At 73.5% G+C, this 17,189-nt stretch carries 7 protein-coding genes; all 7 read left to right on the top strand.

All coding sequences use genetic code 11. From position 1 onward, the window contains the following. Positions 1–171 precede the first annotated feature (171 nt). Genes ACZ6A9_RS18305 through ACZ6A9_RS18275 form a run of 7 tightly spaced genes read left to right on the top strand, consistent with a single transcriptional unit; the run spans position 172 to position 17,093 of the window. A complete protein-coding gene (locus ACZ6A9_RS18305) occupies positions 172–1,476 on the top strand; it encodes a condensation domain-containing protein (protein ID WP_468986397.1) in 1,305 nt (434 codons plus the stop codon). Further along, positions 1,466–8,065 (top strand): amino acid adenylation domain-containing protein, encoded by a 6,600-nt coding sequence (locus ACZ6A9_RS18300; protein ID WP_468986395.1) that lies wholly within the window; start codon positions 1,466–1,468, stop codon positions 8,063–8,065. The genes ACZ6A9_RS18305 and ACZ6A9_RS18300 overlap by 11 nt, the downstream gene beginning before the upstream one ends. After that, complete coding sequence (locus tag ACZ6A9_RS18295; protein WP_468986392.1) at positions 8,062–13,458, top strand: amino acid adenylation domain-containing protein; 5,397 nt, start codon at positions 8,062–8,064, stop codon at positions 13,456–13,458. Before ACZ6A9_RS18300 ends, ACZ6A9_RS18295 begins: the two co-directional genes overlap by 4 nt. Then, positions 13,455–14,597 (top strand): saccharopine dehydrogenase NADP-binding domain-containing protein, encoded by a 1,143-nt coding sequence (locus ACZ6A9_RS18290; RefSeq protein ID WP_468986390.1) that lies wholly within the window; start codon positions 13,455–13,457, stop codon positions 14,595–14,597. The genes ACZ6A9_RS18295 and ACZ6A9_RS18290 overlap by 4 nt, the downstream gene beginning before the upstream one ends. Further along, entirely contained in the window at positions 14,594–15,670 is a 1,077-nt protein-coding gene (locus ACZ6A9_RS18285; protein ID WP_468986386.1) for a Gfo/Idh/MocA family oxidoreductase, read from the top strand. The genes ACZ6A9_RS18290 and ACZ6A9_RS18285 overlap by 4 nt, the downstream gene beginning before the upstream one ends. Next, positions 15,667–16,458, top strand: a complete 792-nt coding sequence (locus ACZ6A9_RS18280; RefSeq protein WP_468986381.1) for a thioesterase II family protein — start codon at positions 15,667–15,669, stop codon at positions 16,456–16,458. Before ACZ6A9_RS18285 ends, ACZ6A9_RS18280 begins: the two co-directional genes overlap by 4 nt. Then, the gene (locus ACZ6A9_RS18275) at positions 16,455–17,093 is read left to right on the top strand and encodes an O-methyltransferase (protein WP_468986377.1); all 639 of its coding nucleotides are present in this window, start codon (positions 16,455–16,457) and stop codon (positions 17,091–17,093) included. The genes ACZ6A9_RS18280 and ACZ6A9_RS18275 overlap by 4 nt, the downstream gene beginning before the upstream one ends. Positions 17,094–17,189: the final 96 nt, after the last annotated feature.

The raw sequence follows: 17,189 nt of genomic DNA, 5'->3' as shown, positions 1-17,189 counted from the left end.
TGTCGCCGGATGGGTCCGGCGCCCCGCGGGGGCGCCGCGCGCGACACAGGTGTCCCCACCCTGACCCGGACGCGGGGCGGGGCCCGCGTGCCCGGAAAGGAACGTGAAGGTCCTCTCAGCTTTCTTTCAGCGGCGGCCGCGCGGGCGACGACCGTCGTTACGTTGCCGGACGTGACAGTCACCGAGATCCGCCCGTCCGTGGGCCAGACGCTGCTGTGGTTCCTCGACCGCTACCGGGGCGAGGAGGGCGCGCTCAACTGCCCGGTGCTGTGCAGGCTGCGCGGCCCGCTCGACCGTGACCGGCTCCGGGAGGCGGTCGACCGTGTGACGTCCCGGCACGAGGCGTTGCGCACCACCTTCACCGGCGGCGGCCGCCGCCTCAAGGCGCTGGTGCACCCGGCCCTGTCACCGCGGATCCACGAGGTGGACCTGACCGGCGAGCCGGACCCCGGGGCGTGCGCCGACCGGGAGGTGGCCAGGGAACTGGGCACCCGGATCGACGCCACCGAAAGCGCCGTGCGCATCACCCTGTGGCGGCTGGCCGAGGACCACCACGTGCTCTGCTTCAACATGCACCACATGGTGACCGACTCGTGGTCCTGCAACGTGATCTTCGAGGACCTGTGCGCCGCGCTGGAGGGCAAGCCCTGCGGCGACGCCCCCGCCTACTCACGGTTCGCCGAGGAGCAGCGCGAGACCCTGGCCGGTCCTTCCGGGCAGCGGCTGAGGTCCTTCTGGGGCGAGCGGCTGAAGGACGTGACGCTGCCCCCGCTGCCGATCCGGCCGGCCACCGCGGGCGCGCCGCGCGACACCAGGCTCGTGCAGCACGTCCTGGACGCGCCGACGGTGGCCGCGCTGGACGCCCTGGCCAAGCGGGAGCGGTCGACGATGTTCGTGGCCCTGCTCACCGCCTACTACCGGGCCCTGAAGTCGGTCAGCGGCACCGAGGACCTGGCGGTGGCGACCCTGTTCGCCAACCGCGGCGCCGAACACCGGCGCACCGTGGGGTTCCTGGCCAACATGGTGCTGCTGCGGACCCGGCTCACCGGCGATGACTTCGCCGCGCACCTGCGGGCCACGCACGGCACGGTGATGGAGGCGTTCGTCCACCAGGCGCTGCCGTTCCAGATGCTGCCGATCCGTCTGGGCGGCACCGACCGCCGGCTCGACGACGTCGTGTTCCAGATGATGGCGGACCCGGTGTACTCGACCCGGGCCGGCGGGCTGCGCCTCGAGGTCCTGGTGCCCGACGACGTCGCCACCCGCTTCGAGCTGGAGCTGGTCGCCGTGCCCGACCGGGACACGGTGCGGGTGCTGCTGTTCTACAACCCCGACCGTTTCGACCCGGAGTTCGCCGAGTCGCTGCTCGCCGCGTACGTCGACATCTGCACGACCGCCGCCCGCAGCGCGGCGCCCCACACCGACCAGGCCGGGGCGCGTCCCCGGCAGCGCACGGGAGGCCACGATGACCAGTGAGGTGACGGCGGGACGCAGGCTGTCCGCCGAGGAGATCCGCGACGCCGTCGCCGCGCGGCTGGAACTCCCGGCCGCGGACATCGGCTTCGACGAGGACCTCGTCACGCTCGGCCTGGACTCCCTCGGGACGATGAGCCTGGCGGCCTCCTGGCAGGAGGCCGGTGTGGAGGTGACCTTCGGCGACCTGGTGGAGGAACCCACCGTGCGCGCCTGGGCCGCGCTGCTGTCCGGGACCGACGACGGCACGGGTCCGCGCCCGGAGGCGGAGCGGGGCACGGCCGCCGGGACGGGTGAGTTCCCGCTGGCCCCGATGCAGCACGCCTACTGGTCGGGCCGTCAGCCGGGCATGCCACTGAACACCGGGTCGCACTTCTATTTCGAGTTCGACGTCACCGCCGACGTGGCGCGCTGGGACGGCGCGGTGGCCGCGGTGCGCCGCAGGCACCCCATGCTGCGGGCGGCCGTCGGCGAGGGGGGCCAGCGGATCCTGCCGGAGTGCCGGGGACTGGACGAGGTCGTCGACCTGCGGGGTCTGGAGCGCCCGGAGCGCGAACAGCGGCTGGCGCGACTGCGCGAGACCCTGTCGCACCAGACGCTGCCGCTCGCCGAGGGGGGCGGGCTCGACGTGCGGCTGGCGCTGCTGCCGGCCGGGAAGGGCCGGCTCTTCCTCGACATCGACATGGTCGTCTGCGACGCGTCGAGCTTCCGGATCGTCGTCGGCGACCTGGCCCGCTTCTACGAGGACCCGTCCGGCGTGCCCGCGCAGCCCGCCCTGACCTTCCCCGAGTACCGCCGCCTGGTCACCGAGCGCGGCCGGGAGCCCCGCCCGGCCGACGTCTCCTACTGGCGCGACCGCGCCGAGGACCTGCCCGAGGCGCCCCGGCTGCCGCTGGCCGCGCCGCCGGAGCGGATCGAGCGGGTGCACACGGTCCGGCGGCACGCCTGGCTGGCTCCGGAGACGTACGAACGGTTCGCCCAGCACGCCCGCAGCAACGGCCTGACGGTGTCGATGGCCGTCGCCGCCGCCTACGCGGACGTCCTGGCGGCCTGGAGCGAGGAGTCGGAGTTCCTGCTCAACCTGCCGGTGCTGAACCGGATCCAGGTGCACCCGGACGTCGGCCGGATCGTCGGGGACTTCACCGACCTGCTGCTGCTCCAGGTGGCGCCCGACACGCGCCGCGCCTTCGTCGAGCGCGCCCGCACGGTGCAGGAGCAGTACCGGCACGATGCCGCGCACGCGGCATACGGCGGCACCTCGGTGCTGCGCGACCTCGCCAGGACCACCGCCGGGGCGAACCGGCGGGCGGGCGTCGTGTTCACCAGCGCGCTCAGCCTCGGTGAGCTCTTCGACGGGGCGACCCGTGCGGTGCTCGGCACCCCGGTGTGGATGAGTTCGCAGACGTCGGGCGTGTGGATCGACCTCCAGGTGATCGACCACGACAACGGCATGCTGATCAACTGGGAGACCGCCGAGAACCTCTTCGAGGCCGGTGTTCCCGAGGCGATGTTCGAGGCCTTCGTCAACCGGGTGCGGCTGCTCGCCTCGCAGCCCAGCGCCTGGTGGGAGAGCCTGCCGGTGCGACCGCCCGCACCGCAGCTCCAGGCCCGCCGCGGCGCCAACGACACCCGCGCGGACCTGCCCCGCCGGGCGCTGCACGAGGAGTTCTTCCGGCAGGCGGCCGAGCGCGGCGGGGCGCCGGCGGCGCTCTGGGGCGCCGGCCGGATGCTGACGTACGGGGAACTCGCCCAGCGGGCCCTGCGGCTGGCCCACGTCCTGCGCACCGTCGGCGTCACCGCGGGCGACCGGGTCGTGATCACCCTGCCCAAGGGTGTCGACCAGGTGGTCGCGGTGCTGGCGGTGCACGCGCTGGGCGCGGCGTACGTGCCGGTCGGGACGGAACAGCCAGAGGCACGGCGGCGCACCGTGGAGTCGCTGTCCGGCGCCCGGTGCGCGGTGACCGCGGGTCCGGCCCGGGACGCGGCCGACGGACGGATCCCGCACATCGACGTACGGTGCGGCACCGACCGCGGACTGCCGTCGCTCGAGCGTCCGGTGGACGTTCCGCCGGACGCCCCCGCCTACGTGATCTTCACGTCCGGCTCGACCGGGGAACCCAAGGGCGTGGAGCTGACCCATTCGGCGGCCCACAACACCGTGGCCGCGTTGAACGAGCGCTACCGGATGGGCCCCGCCGACCGCACCCTGTGTCTGTCGGCGCTCGACTTCGATCTCTCCGTCTACGACATCTTCGGCCCCCTCACCTGCGGCGGCGCGCTGGTCCTGGTGGACGACGAGGAACGGCGCTCCCCCGAGACGTGGCTGCGCAGGGCGGCCGAGCACCGGGCCACCGTCCTCAACTGCGTGCCCGCGCTGCTCGACATGGCGTTGACCACGGCCTCGTCGCGGCCGGAGCCGGGCGGATGGCCCTTCCGGCTGCAGCTCGTCGGCGGCGACTGGGCGGGACTCGACCTGCCGGGCCGGGTGCACGCGCTGCGCCCGGACAGCGTGTTCGTGGTCCTGGGCGGCACCACGGAGACCGCGATCCACTCGACCGTCCAGGAGGTCACCGAGGTGGATCCCTCCTGGGTCTCGATCCCGTACAACGTGCCGCTGCCGAACCAGTGCTGCCGGATCGTCGACGAGCACGGCGGCGACCGCCCCGACTGGGTGGCCGGGGAGCTGTGGATCGGCGGGGCCGGGGTGGCCCGGGGGTACGTGGGCGCACCGGAGCTGACCGCCGCGAAGTTCGTGGAGGCGGACGGCACGCGCTGGTACCGCACCGGCGACCGGGCCCGCTACCGGCCCGGGGCCGTGATCGAGTTCCTCGGCCGCGCCGACCTCCAGGTCAAGGTGAACGGCTACCGGATCGAACTCGGAGAGGTCGAACGCGCGCTGGGCCTGCATCCCGGGGTGCGCGACGCCGTGGTGACGCCGCTCGCCGAGCACGGCGGCACGCTGTACGCCCTGGTCGCCCCGAGCACGGTCGACACCGAGGAAGTGCTGGCCACCGCCGCCCGGCAGGTGCCCGCGTACATGGTCCCCGCCCGGGTGGTGGCCGTCGGCGAACTGCCCCTGAGCCGCAACGGCAAGGTCGACCGCGCCGAGGCGGGGCGGCTGCTGGCCGCGACGGTGGGCGAGCGGATCACCGGCGGCGCGGCGGACGCCCCGCGCGGCGCGGCGGAGGAGACGGTCGCCGCGCTGTGGGCGGACCTCCTCGGATGCGGGCCCCTCGGCCGGAACACCAACTTCTTCCACATCGGCGGTGACAGCCTGCAGGCCGCCCGCCTGCTGGCAGCCCTGCGCCGGCACGGGTACGAGGCCAGGCTCGGCGACCTGTTCACCCGTCCCACGGTGAGCGGTTTCGCCCGGACGCTGACGCGCACCGAGGCGCAGGCCCCCGCCACGGTCCCGGCCGACCCGGAGCACCGGTACAAGCCCTTCCCGCTCACCGACGTGCAGCGCGCCTACTGGCTCGGCCGCGACCCCGACTTCGTACTCGGCGGCGTCGCCTCTTACTGGTACTGGGAGTTCGAGAGCGACCAGGTCGACCTGGACCGGCTGGAGGCCGCCTGGAACACGCTGGTGCGACGGCACGAGATGCTGCGCGCCGTACTGGACGGCGAGGGCGGCCAGCACATCCTGCCCGAGGTGCCGCACTACCGGTTCACCGTCACCCGCACCACCGCGGCCGACCACGACGAGGCGGTCGACGCGCTGGAGAACATGGCGCAGCAGGTGCTCGACGTGACCTCCTGGCCGCTGTTCGACGTGCGCGCCGTGCAACGGGACGACGGACGCACGGTGTTCGGCGTGGGATTCGACTACGTGGTGCTCGACGCGCTGTCGATCATGACCATCTTCACCGAGCTGAACACGCTGTACGCCGACCCCGGCCGGGAACTCCCGGCACTGGAGCTGTCCTTCCGCGACTACCTGCTCGCCCAGCGGACCGATCCCGCCGCCAAGGCGCGGGACGAGAAGTACTGGCTGCAGGCGATCGAGGAGCTGCCCCCGGCTCCGGCGCTGCCCACGGCCCTGGACCCCGAGCACATCGACCGGCCGCGGTTCGTGCGGGACGAGTTCCGCGTCGACCCGGCGACCTGGGCGAAGCTCCGCCGCCGCACGGCCGACGAGGGGCTGACCGCGTCGACGGTCGTGGCTGCCGCCTTCGCCGAGGTGCTGGCGGTGTGGAGCGAGGAGACCTCGCTGACGCTCAACCTGACGGTCTTCGACCGGCAGGACGTGCATCCCCAGGTGAACCAGGTGGTCGGCGACTTCACCTCGCTGATGCTGCTCGGCCACCACAGCCGTCCCGGGGGGTCCTGGGCCGGCACCGTGCGCCGGCTGCAGGAACAGGTGTGGAAGGGCATCGAGCACCGCAACGTCTCCACCACCTGGGTGCTCCAGCAGCTGGCCCGGCGCTCCGGGGGCGGGCAGATGCTGATGCCGGTGGTGTTCACCTCCACGCTCGGGGTGAGCGCGGACTTCAAGGACCTGTCCTTCGGTTTCGGCGAGCTGCGCCGCGGGCTCTCCCAGAGCCCGCAGGTCGCCCTGGACTGCCAGGTGGTGGAGCGCGACGGCGGACTCGCCGTCAACTGGGACCACGTGGAGGGCCTCTACAGTCCCGGGGTGATCCCGGCGGCCCTGGAGGCGATGCGCCGCCTGCTGGTGGCGCTCGCCGACAGCGACTGGTCCCGCCCGGCCCCGCCCGTCGCCCTTCCCGAGGCGCAGGCGAAGGTCCGCGCCGAGGCGAACGCCACCGCCGTGACCCGCCCCGCCCGGACACTGCACGAGCCGGTCCTCGACGCCGCCCGCCGCACCCCCGGCGCCGTCGCGGTGCGCACACCGTCCGGCGAGACCCTGACCTACGCCGAGCTGGCCGGCCGGGTCCTCGGTGTCGCCGGACACCTGGTGTCACTCGGGGCGCGGCCGGGCGACACCGTGGTCGTCTCACTGCCGAAGGGGCCCGACCAGGCGGTCGCCGTGCTCGGCGTGCTGGCCGCGGGCTGCGCGTACGTACCGGTGGGACAGGGCCAGCCGGCCGCGCGCCGCAACCGGATCGTGCGGTCCGCCGGGGCGCGCCTGGCCCTGGTCACGGACGGCCCGGAGCCCGGCGGGGACTGGGACGAGGCGGTGCGGTTGGTGCCGGTGGCCGAGGCGTCGGCGGCCGCACCGCTCGCGGAGCCGGTGCCGGTCGACCCGGGACAGCTCGCCTACGTCATCTACACCTCGGGCTCCACCGGTGAGCCCAAGGGGGTGGAGATCACCCACGCGGCCGCCGCCAACACCATCGACGACGTCAACGCCCGCTACGGCGTAGGACCCGCCGACGTGGTCCTGCAGGTCTCGGCACTCGACTTCGACCTGTCCGTCTACGACCTGTTCGGACTGCTCGCGGCGGGCGGCACCGTGGTGACCCTCACCGAGGACGTCCGGCGGGAGGCCGCCGTCTGGGCCCGTCTCGCCGCCGAACACCACGTCACCGTCTGGAACACGGTGCCCACCCTGCTCGACATGCTGCTGGTGGCCTGCGAGTCGGGCACGGGCCTGCCGGGGCTGCGCGTGGCGATCGTCTCCGGCGACTGGGTCGGGCTGGACCTGTGCGACCGGCTGCGGGCGAGCGCCCCGAACGCCCTGCTCGTCGCCATGGGCGGTGCCACCGAGGCCTCGATCTGGTCGAACGCCCACGAGGTGACCGCCGTCGATCCCGCGTGGGTGTCGATCCCGTACGGGCGTCCGCTGGCCAACCAGCGCTTCCGCGTGGTCGACGCACACGGCCGGGACCGGCCCGACTTCGTGCCCGGCGAGCTGTGGATCGGGGGCTCCGGTGTGGCGCTCGGCTACCGCGGGGACCCGGACCGCACAGCGGCCTCCTTCGTCACGGCCGGGGGCGAGCGGTGGTACCGCACCGGCGACCTGGGCCGCTACCACCCCTCGGGGATCCTGGAGTTCCTCGGCCGGCGCGACCACCAGGTGAAGGTGCGCGGGCACCGGATCGAACTCGGCGAGATCGAGACCAGGCTGCGCGAACTGCCCGGCGTCTTGCACGCGGTGGCGTGGGTCGACGCCGGCGCCGGGGTGCACCGCCTGGCCGCGGTCGTCACCCCGGAGCAGGGCGCGGATCCCGCACCGGCCGCGGCGGAGGTGCTGGCGGCGCTGGCCGCGCACCTGCCCGCCCACATGCTCCCCGAACACCTCACCGTCGTCGGGCGGCTGCCGCTGAACGCGAACGCCAAGGTGGACCGCGCCGCCGTCGCGCGGCTGTACGGGCTGCGTCACGCGGCGCAGGAGCCCGCGGCGGACGACCGTCCGCGGGGGGACACCGAACGCGCGGTGGCCGAGGTGTGGGCCGATCTGCTGGAGGCCCCCGGGGTGGGCCGCAGCGCCAACTTCTTCGGCCTCGGCGGCGACAGCCTCACCGCCACCCGAATCATCCAGCAGTTCGCCAAGCGCTTCGGTGTGGAGCTCTCGCTGCGCCAGCTCTTCAACCACCCCACCATCGCCGGGATCGCCGCCGTCCTCGACGCCGAGATCGCCGGCAGCCACCCGCGCCAAGCCTCCGTCCGACTGGAAGAAGGTGTCCTGTGACCGCCGCCGACATCATCAGCGAACTCGAACAGGCCGGACTGCACCTGTGGGAGGACGAGGGCAAACTCCGCTTCCGGGGCCCGGAAGGGAGCATGACCCCCGAGCGCCGTGCCCTGCTCTCCGGCTGCCGGGAGGAGGTGCTCCGGGTGCTGCGCGAGCGCAGCCCGCAGCAGGTGCGACCCGATCCCGACGCGGCACACGAGCCGTTCCCGCTCACCGAGGTCCAGTCGGCCTACCTGCTGGGCCGCCGGGGCGCCTTCGAGTACGGCTCGGTGCCCTGTCACGCCTACGGCGAGCTGGAGTTCCCCGCCCTCGACCGGGAACGGCTGCTGCGGGCCTGGCAGCGGGTGGTCGACCGGCACGAGATGCTGCGGGTGATCATCGACTACGACGGCTACCAGCGGGTGCTGAAGGACCCGCCCGCCCCCGTCATCGGCTGGCACGACGCGACCGCGCTGCCCGCGGCTGCGGGCGAGGAGGTCCTCCGCGAGGTCCGCGGCCGGCTCTCCGCGGAGTCCAAGGACGTCACCGCGTGCCCGCTGTACTCGCTGGAGGTCACCGAGTTCACCGACCGGGCCGTCCTGCACTTCTCCATCGACTTCCTGATCGCGGACTACGTGAGCATCTACCGGCTGCTGGACGAGTTCGGCACGTTCTACGAGGACCCCGACGCCGCTCTCGCGGCCCCCGGGATCTCGTTCCGCGACTATCTGCGGGCGGAACGGGCGGTGCGCCAGGGGCCCGCGTACGAGCGCGACCGCGACTACTGGACGGCGCGCCTGGACAGCCTGCCGCCCGCCCCCGAACTGCCGTTGGTCGACCGGCCCAGCCGGCACGGTGCGGCCGGATTCACCCGGCGCGAGCTGCGGCTCGAACCCGCGCTGTGGTCGGCGCTCAAGACCCGTGCCGGGACACAGCAGGTCTCCGCCTCGACAGCCGTGATGGCCGCGTACGCCGAGGTGATCGGCCGCTGGAGCCGCAGCCCCCGGTTCACCCTCGACGTGACGGTGCTCAGCCGGCTGCCGCTGCACCCGGACGTGGGCGACATCGTGGGCGACTTCACCTCCGTCGAACTGCTGGCCGTCGACGGCGGCTGCGCCGACACCTTCGCCGGACGTGCCCGCAGGGCGGGCGAGCAGCTCTTCGAGGACCTCGACCACCGGCTGTTCTCGGGCGTGGAGGTGCTGCGCGAGCTGACCCGCCGCCGGGGCCAGCAGGGTTCGATGATGCCGGTGGTGTTCACCAGCGCCATCGGACTCTCCGACGGTCTCGCCCCCCGGGGCATGATGCGCTCCCAGATCCGCAACGGCATCAGTCAGACGCCTCAGGTCTGGGTCGACTGCCAGGCGATGGAGGCCGCAGGGGCGCTGCTCGTCAACTGGGACGTGCGGGACGACACCGTGCCCCAGCCGGTCCTCGACGACATGTTCGCCGCGTTCCGTGACCTCCTGCACCGGCTCGCCGACGGGGACGAGGCGTGGGAGGGCGACCCGCTCACCCTGCCCGCACACCAGGCACGGCGGCGCGCGGCGGTCAACGACACCGCCCGGCCCGTGAGCGACGCGCTGCTGCACCGGGCGCTGCTCGACACGGCCCGCCGACGCCCGGACGCGGCAGCGGTGATCGACCACCGCGGAAGCGTCGACTACGCGACGCTGAGCGGCCGGGCCGGCGCCGTGGCCGCCGCGCTCACCGCGCGGGGCCACCGGCCGCACCAGCGGGTCGCGGTGGTGCTGGAGAAGGGCTGGGAGCAGGTCGCCGGGGCGCTCGGGGTGCTGCTGGCCGGGGGCACGTACGTGCCGGTCGAGGCGGGCCAGCCCGACGCCCGGCGCAACAAGATCATCGAGTCCGCCGGGATCGGCCTGGTGGTCACGCACAGCACGGTCGGCGGCGAACTGCCCGCAGACGTCGGACGTATCGACGTGGACCGGCTGCCCACGGCCGCTCCCGACGAGGTCGAGGTCTCCCCGGACGACTCGGCGTACGTCATCTTCACCTCGGGCTCGACCGGTGAGCCGAAGGGCGTGGAGATCAGTCACCGCGCGGCGGTCAACACCCTGGACGACGTGTGCCGCAGGTTCGGGATAGGCGGGGACGATGTCGCGCTGGGGCTGTCGAGCCTGGGCTTCGACCTGTCGGTCTTCGACGTCTTCGGCGTCCTCGGCCGGGGCGGCACCCTCGTGCTTCCCGACCCGGAGCGGCGCAGCGACCCCTCGCACTGGGCCGAGCTGATCACCGGGCACGGCGTGACGGTGCTGAACACGGTGCCCGCCCAGATGATGCTGCTGGAGGAGTACCTGCGCGGCGACGGCCACGACTGCGCAAGCGTGCGCCTCGGCATGATGTCGGGGGACTGGATACCCGTGACGCTCCCCGACGCCGTCCGCGCACGACTGCCCCGGGTGGAGCTGTACAGTCTCGGCGGCGCCACCGAGGCGTCGATCTGGTCGATCTTCCACCCGATCGGCGAGGTCGACACGGCGGCTCCGAGCATCCCGTACGGCACTCCGCTGGAGAACCAGCGCTTCCACGTGCTCGACCCGCTCCTGCGGCCCAGCCCCGACCTCGTCGTGGGCGACCTGTACATCGCCGGCACCGGCCTCGCCAAGGGCTACCTGGGCGACCCGGAGAAGACCGCGGCGAGCTTCTTCGCGCTGCCGGACGGCGAGCGGGTGTACCGCACCGGTGACCTCGCCCGCTACCTGCCCGACGGCACTCTGGAGTTCATCGGCCGCGACGACCGGCAGGTCAAGATCCGCGGCCACCGCATCGAACTGGCCGAGGTGGAGTCGGCCCTGGCCGCCGATCCGCAGGTCGACGCGGTGGCGCTGACCACGCAGGGCGAGCGCAACGACCGCAGACTGGTCGCCTTCGTCTCGCCCTCGCCCGCCGACCCGGCCGGCCACGCCGTGGACACGGCCCTGGTGCCCGAGGTGCTCGCGGCGGCCGAGGAGATCCGCGACGGGGTGGACGTAGCGAAGGTGGTCGAGTTCGCGGCCGTGCTCGACGACGCGGCGCTGCGCCGCATGGTCGACGTCCTGCGCCAGGAAGGCGTGTGGCCCGACACCGCCACGCGCCACAGCACCTCCGAGATCATGCGGCTGGCCAGGGTGGCCCCCCAGCACGAGCGGCTGGTGCGCCGCTGGCTGGCCGCCTGCGTGGAGAACGGCTACCTGGAGCGGGCCGCGGACGGCACCTTCGGCTGTCCGCGCCTGGTCACCCCCGAAGACGTCGAGCAGGCGTGGGCCGAGGTCGACCGGCTGCTGCCGGAGGCCAACGACCGTCCCGAGCTGGTGAACTACTTCAAGCTCGCCGCCACCCACCTGCCGGAGCTGATGCGCGGCGAGCGGGACCCGCTGCGGATGCTGTTCCCCGAGGGCGACCTGAGCATCCACGAGGCCGCCTACATGGAGGGGTTCCTCTCCCGCTACCTCAACCGGCTCGCCACCTCCACCGTGCTGGGCGTGGCCCGGCGCAACACCTCCGGCCGTCCGCTGCGGGTGCTGGAGGTCGGCGCGGGTGTCGGCGGCACCAGCGTCGACACCATTCCGGCGCTGGACGGCGAGAACGTCCGCTACACCTTCAGCGACGTGTCGCAGTTCTTCCTGAACAAGGCCGGTGAGAGGTTCGCCGCACATCCCTGGGTGGACTACGCGTTGTTCGACTTCAACGAGCCGTACCGCCACCAGGGCGTCATGCCGAACTCGGTGGACGTGATCCTGTGCGGCAACGTCATGCACTACGCGAAGGACGCCCGCGCGGTCCTGCGCCGGATGCGCGAGGCGCTGGTGCCCGGCGGATGGCTGGTCTTCATCGAGACGACGCGCGACAACTACCAGATCCTCACCTCGATGGAGTTCCTCTTCGACGCCACCGCCGGGGACTTCCAGGACGTGCGCCACGGCAAGGACCAGACCTTCATCGGCCGCGAACAGTGGTACGACCTGCTGGCCGAGGCCGGGGGCGACCTGGAGCTGTGCGTCCCGGCACCCGAGGACGAGCTGGCCCGCATCGGAATGCACGTCTTCGCGGCCCGCTTCAAGACCGACCGGGAGCCGCTCGACACCGAGGAGCTGGCCCGGCGGCTCGCCGAGCGGCTCCCGGCGGAGATGATCCCGTCGCGCTTCGAGGTTCTGGACGCGCTGCCGCTGACCGACAACGGCAAGGTCGACCGCGCCGCCCTGGCCCGGTGGGCCGGGGAGCACCACGCGGCGGGCGCCGCGGTCGCCGGGGAGAGCGTGCGCGAGGCCGGCGAACTGGAACTGGGCGTCGCCGCGGTGTACGCGGAGGTACTGCGCGAGTCGGAGGTGCCGCTCGACACCAACTTCTACGCGCTGGGCGGGGACTCGCTGCTCGCCGCCCAGCTCGTCACGGCGCTGCGCGAGCAGGTGCCGGCCGCCGCCGAGGTCTTCTTCGACGAGCTGCTGCGCGAGCTGCTGGGCGGGGCGTCGGTGCGTGAGCTGTCCGCGTTCCTCCAGCGGGGACAGGACCTGTCCGAGGAGGGCGCATCCGGTGACGAGCTGGTGCTGACCGGGACGGCGGACGCTCTCGGCAACCCGGTGCACGTCCTGGTCGGCGACGGGCTGGGCGGCCAGGCGGAGCGCCTCGCCGACGGCCTCGGAACGCTCGACCCGGTGGTGGTGGTGCCGCCGGTGCGGGTGGCCGAGGGGCAGAGCCTGGACGACGTGGCGCAGCAGATCGTGGCGCGGGTCAGGGTGTTGAGCCCGGGTCCGTTCCATCTGGTCGGCGCGCACAGCGGGGGTGTACTGGCGCTCACCGTCGCCCAGCAGCTGGCCGAGCTCGGCACCCCGGTGTGCGGGCTGACCGTGCTGAGCAGCTACCCGCTGCCCGCCACCGTCCGCGACGACGTCCTCGAGGAGGCGCTGTTCTGCCTGGACCACGGGCAGGACCCGGCCGCCCTGGGCTACCCGGACGTCCGCGCGCTCGGGTCGGCGCTCGCCGCGCTCGCCCCCGCCGGTGACATTCCGCCCGGTGCGCCGACCGCGCTGGCGGACCGGATCGAGCCGGAGCTGCGAGCCGTGGGCGAGACGGCCGCCGCGCTCGGCGCGCTCCCGCGCGAGGAGCGGCTGGCCCGGCTCGCCGGGGCTCTGGGGCTCGGCACGGACGAACTCGCCGAACGCCTCGCGCGGGGTCGGGCGCTGGCGGCCTGCGTCGTCGCCCACGACCCAGGTCTGTACACCGGGGAGGCCCGGCTGCTGGTGCACGGCGAGGAGTCCCCGATCTGGCCCACCATGGCCGCCGACATGACCGCGCTGTGGGAGTCGGTCTGCGTGGGCGGAGTCCTGCGGCAGACCGTGCCGGGCGACCACTACACCTGCCGTGAACTGGTCACCTCCGACGTGATCGATCTGCCCGATGAGGAGAACGCGTGAGCGAGCACAGCACCCCGTCGGTCGCGGTGGTCGGCTCCTACGGCGCCGTCGGCGCGGCCGCCGTACGGGCCATCGCCGACCGCCTTCCCGACGCCGTCGTACGGCTCGGCGGGCGCGACCGCAGCCAGGCCGAAACCCTGCTGGCCAAGTCCGGTCTGCGCGGCGAGGCCGTCGAGGTGGACCTGTACGACGGCCGGTCGCTGGCCCGGTTCTGCCGCGGCGCGCGCGTCGTCCTCAACTGCGCGGGCCCGTCCTACCAGGTCCTGGACCGGGTGGCCTGGGCCGCGGCGGCGGCCGGCGCCGACTACGTCGACCCGGGCGGTGACGAGCCGCTGCTGGAGGCACTGACCCGGCCGGGCACCTTCACCGGTACCGCCGTCATCACCGCGGGCATGCAGCCGGGCCTGACCGGTCTGCTCCCCCGCCACCTGTGCTCCACCCTGAGCCGCCCGCACCGGCTGACGGCCTACGTCGGCACGATGGACCGGCTCACCCCGGCCGGAGCCGCCGACTACCTGCTGTCCATGGGCGGTGCGTACGGGGAGGCCCGCGGCGCGATCAGGGGCGGCATCCGCGTGGAGCGCGAGCTGGAGCCGCGCACCGGCGTCGAACTGCCCTACGCGCACCACCGGGTGGACGTCTACCCCTACCTGAGTTTCGAGTCCGCGCGGCTCCCCGAGATCACCGGGCTCACGGAGATCGACTGGTACAACGTCTTCGACGGCGGCGCGCACATGATGAACTGTCTGAGCAGGCTTCAGGGAGCGATGCGCGGCGAGTCCGCTCTCGCCGAGGCGGCCGAGGAGCTCACCCGTGCCGCGGCACTCGACCTGTTCGGCAGGAACCCGTTCCAGCTCATGCTGTTCGAGGTCACCGGCACCGATGACACCGGATGCCCGGCCACCCGCAGCCTGGCCCTGCGCGCCGGTGACACGTACGCCCTGACCGGCCTCGCCAGTGCGCTGGCCGTGCTGGCGGTGCTCGACGGCACAACGGGCCCGGGGGTGCACTTCGGCTCCGACGTGCTCGACGCCACGACCGTGCTCGCCGCCCTGCGGGCCGAGCCCGCGGTCGGGCTGCTGGAGGTTCTCGACCGGCCGATCCTCGCGGCCCGTGCCATGGAGGAGGGCGAGCTGTGACCCGCCCGCGCGTCCTGGTGGCCGGCACCGGCTTCGGCCGCGCCTACCTGGCGGCCTTCGAGCGGCCGGACTTCGGCTTCGAGCTGGCCGGGATCCTCGCGTCCGGCAGTGCCCGCAGCCGCGCCTGCGCCGCACACCACGGCGTACCGCTGTGGTCCACGGTCGAGGAGGTGCCCGACGACGTCGACCTGGCCTGTGTGGTCGTCGGCGGGGTGATGAACGGCGGCCCCGGGCCCCGGCTCTCCCAGGCGCTGATGCGCCGCGGCGTGCACGTGCTGCAGGAACACCCTCTGCACCCCGACGAATTGGTGGCGTGCCTGCGCGCTGCCACCGAGTCGGGGGTGGTGTTCCGGCTGAACACCCACTATCCGCACGTGGAGCCGGTGCGCCGGTTCATCGGCGCCGCCCGCGGTCTGGTGGCCCGGCAGCAGCCGCTGTTCCTCGACGTGACCTGCGCCTTCCAGGTGCTCTACACGGTCTTCGACATCCTGGGCCGGGCGCTGGGGTCGATCCGCCCGCACGGCGTCGACGGGGCACCCCCTCAGGCGCCGGAGGCACCGTACCGGAGCCTCACCGGCCGCTTCGCCGGCGTTCCGATGTCCTTCCGGCTCCAGAACGAGCTGGTGCCCTCCGACCCGGACAACTACAGCCACCTCTTCCACCGCATCACCCTGGGCACGGACGGGGGGCACCTCACCCTGGTCAACACGCACGGCCCGGTGCAGTGGAGCATGCGCCCGCACATGCCGGGCGACATGAAGGAACTGGTGCGCTTCGGCGACTCCGCCGCCCCGCACCTGCGGGTGCCGAGCGTGGAACACCTGGGTCCGGCGCAGGGTGCCTCGTACAGCGAGGTGCTGCGCGAACTGTGGCCGCAGGCCACGGCACGGGCCGTCGCCGCGACCTGGGACGAGGTCCGGTCGGGCGCCGACAGCCGGGGGCACGTGCAGTACCACGTGGCCCTGGCGAAGCTGGCGATGCGTGTGAGCGAAGCCTGCGGGCCGGTACGACTGCGCCACCCGAAGGCGCCGCCGGAACTCCTCGCCGCCTCGGATCTGCTGGAGGTCCCGTGAGCACCGATGTCCCCAACCCGTGGCTGCGCGGCTACTTCCCCCGGCCCGAAGCCGTGCGGCGCCTCGTGTTCTTCCCGCACGGCGGCGGGGCGGCGAGCTTCTACCGCCCGCTGGTGCGCGACCTGCCCGAGGACGTCGAGGGCATGGTGGTGCAGTACCCCGGCCGGGAGGACCGCATGGGCGAGCCCTGCTGCACCGACATGCCCGGCCTCGTGGAGCCGCTGGCCAAGGCGCTGACCCAGCTGGACGACAAGCCCGTGTGGTTCTTCGGGCACAGCATGGGCGCCTCCGTCGCGCACGAGGTCACCCGGATGCTCGGCACGGCGGGCGAGGCGCTCCCGGAGCGGCTGGTCGTCTCCGGTCGTCCGGGGCCGGCCCGGCAGCGCCCGGACGACAAGCACCTGGACGACGAGCAGCTGTGGACCGACGTGTGCCGGCTCGGCGGCACCGACGCACGGCTGCTCCAGCTGCCGGGCCTGCGCGAGATGATGCTGCCGATGCTCCGCGCGGACTACCGCCTGGTGGGCACCTACCGTCCCGGGACCGGCCGCGACCTCTCGGTACCGGTGAGCGTCTGTTACGGCACCGGGGACCCCGAGGTCGACGCGGAGGACGCGGCGGCCTGGGCGCAGGCCACCTCGGCGCAGACCGAGCTGACCGCGTTCCCGGGCGGCCATTTCTACCTGCGCGGGCCCGCCCGCGAGGAGCTGACGCACTGGCTGGCCCGACGGCTGCACGGCCACGACCGGCACGCCCACACCGACCCCGCGGGAAGGAACCGAGGATGATCGTACGACCGGTCGTGGAGAAGTACGCCGAGGAGGTCTCCTCCCCCGCGCCGTCCTGGCTGGCCGCCCTGGTCGCCGACACCGAGGCCGAGACGGACCTGCCGGCCATGATGGTGGGGAGTCTGGAGGGGGAGTTCCTGGCCTCCGTGGTGTTCGCCCTGCGGCCCCGCCGCATCCTGGAGATCGGCACCTTCACCGGCTACTCCGCGCTCTGCATGGCCCAGGCGATGCCGGAGGACGCCGAGCTCCACACCTGTGAACTGAGCCCGCTGCACGCCTCGATCGCGCGCAAGCACTTCGCGGCCTCCCCCTGGGCGGAGCGCATCCGCCTCTGGGAGGGGCCGGCCCTGACGTCGGTCGGGAACCTGCCCGGCCCCTTCGACCTGGTTTTCGTCGACGCCGACAAGCCCGGCTACATCGACTACTACGAGGCGGTGCTGCCGAAGCTGTCCCCGCACGGACTGCTCCTGGCCGACAACGTCCTCCAGTTCGGCGGCGTCGCCAACGAGCGGGACCAGCAGCCCGACACCGTCGCGATGCGCGCGTTCAACGCGCACGTCGCGGCCGACCCCCGGGTGCGGCAGAGCGTGCTCACCGTGCGCGAGGGCGTGAGCGTCATCCGGCGGGCCGGCTGACCGGATCCGCGCGCACGTGACGGCGCCCGGACCTCGTGCAGGGGTCCGGGCGCCGTCGTACGGAGTGCGGAGGGGGCCCACCCGCCCCGCGGGCGG

The organism is Streptomyces sp. NPDC041124 (assembly GCF_055592385.1).
This window is presented reverse-complemented; position numbering and strand designations above follow the sequence as displayed.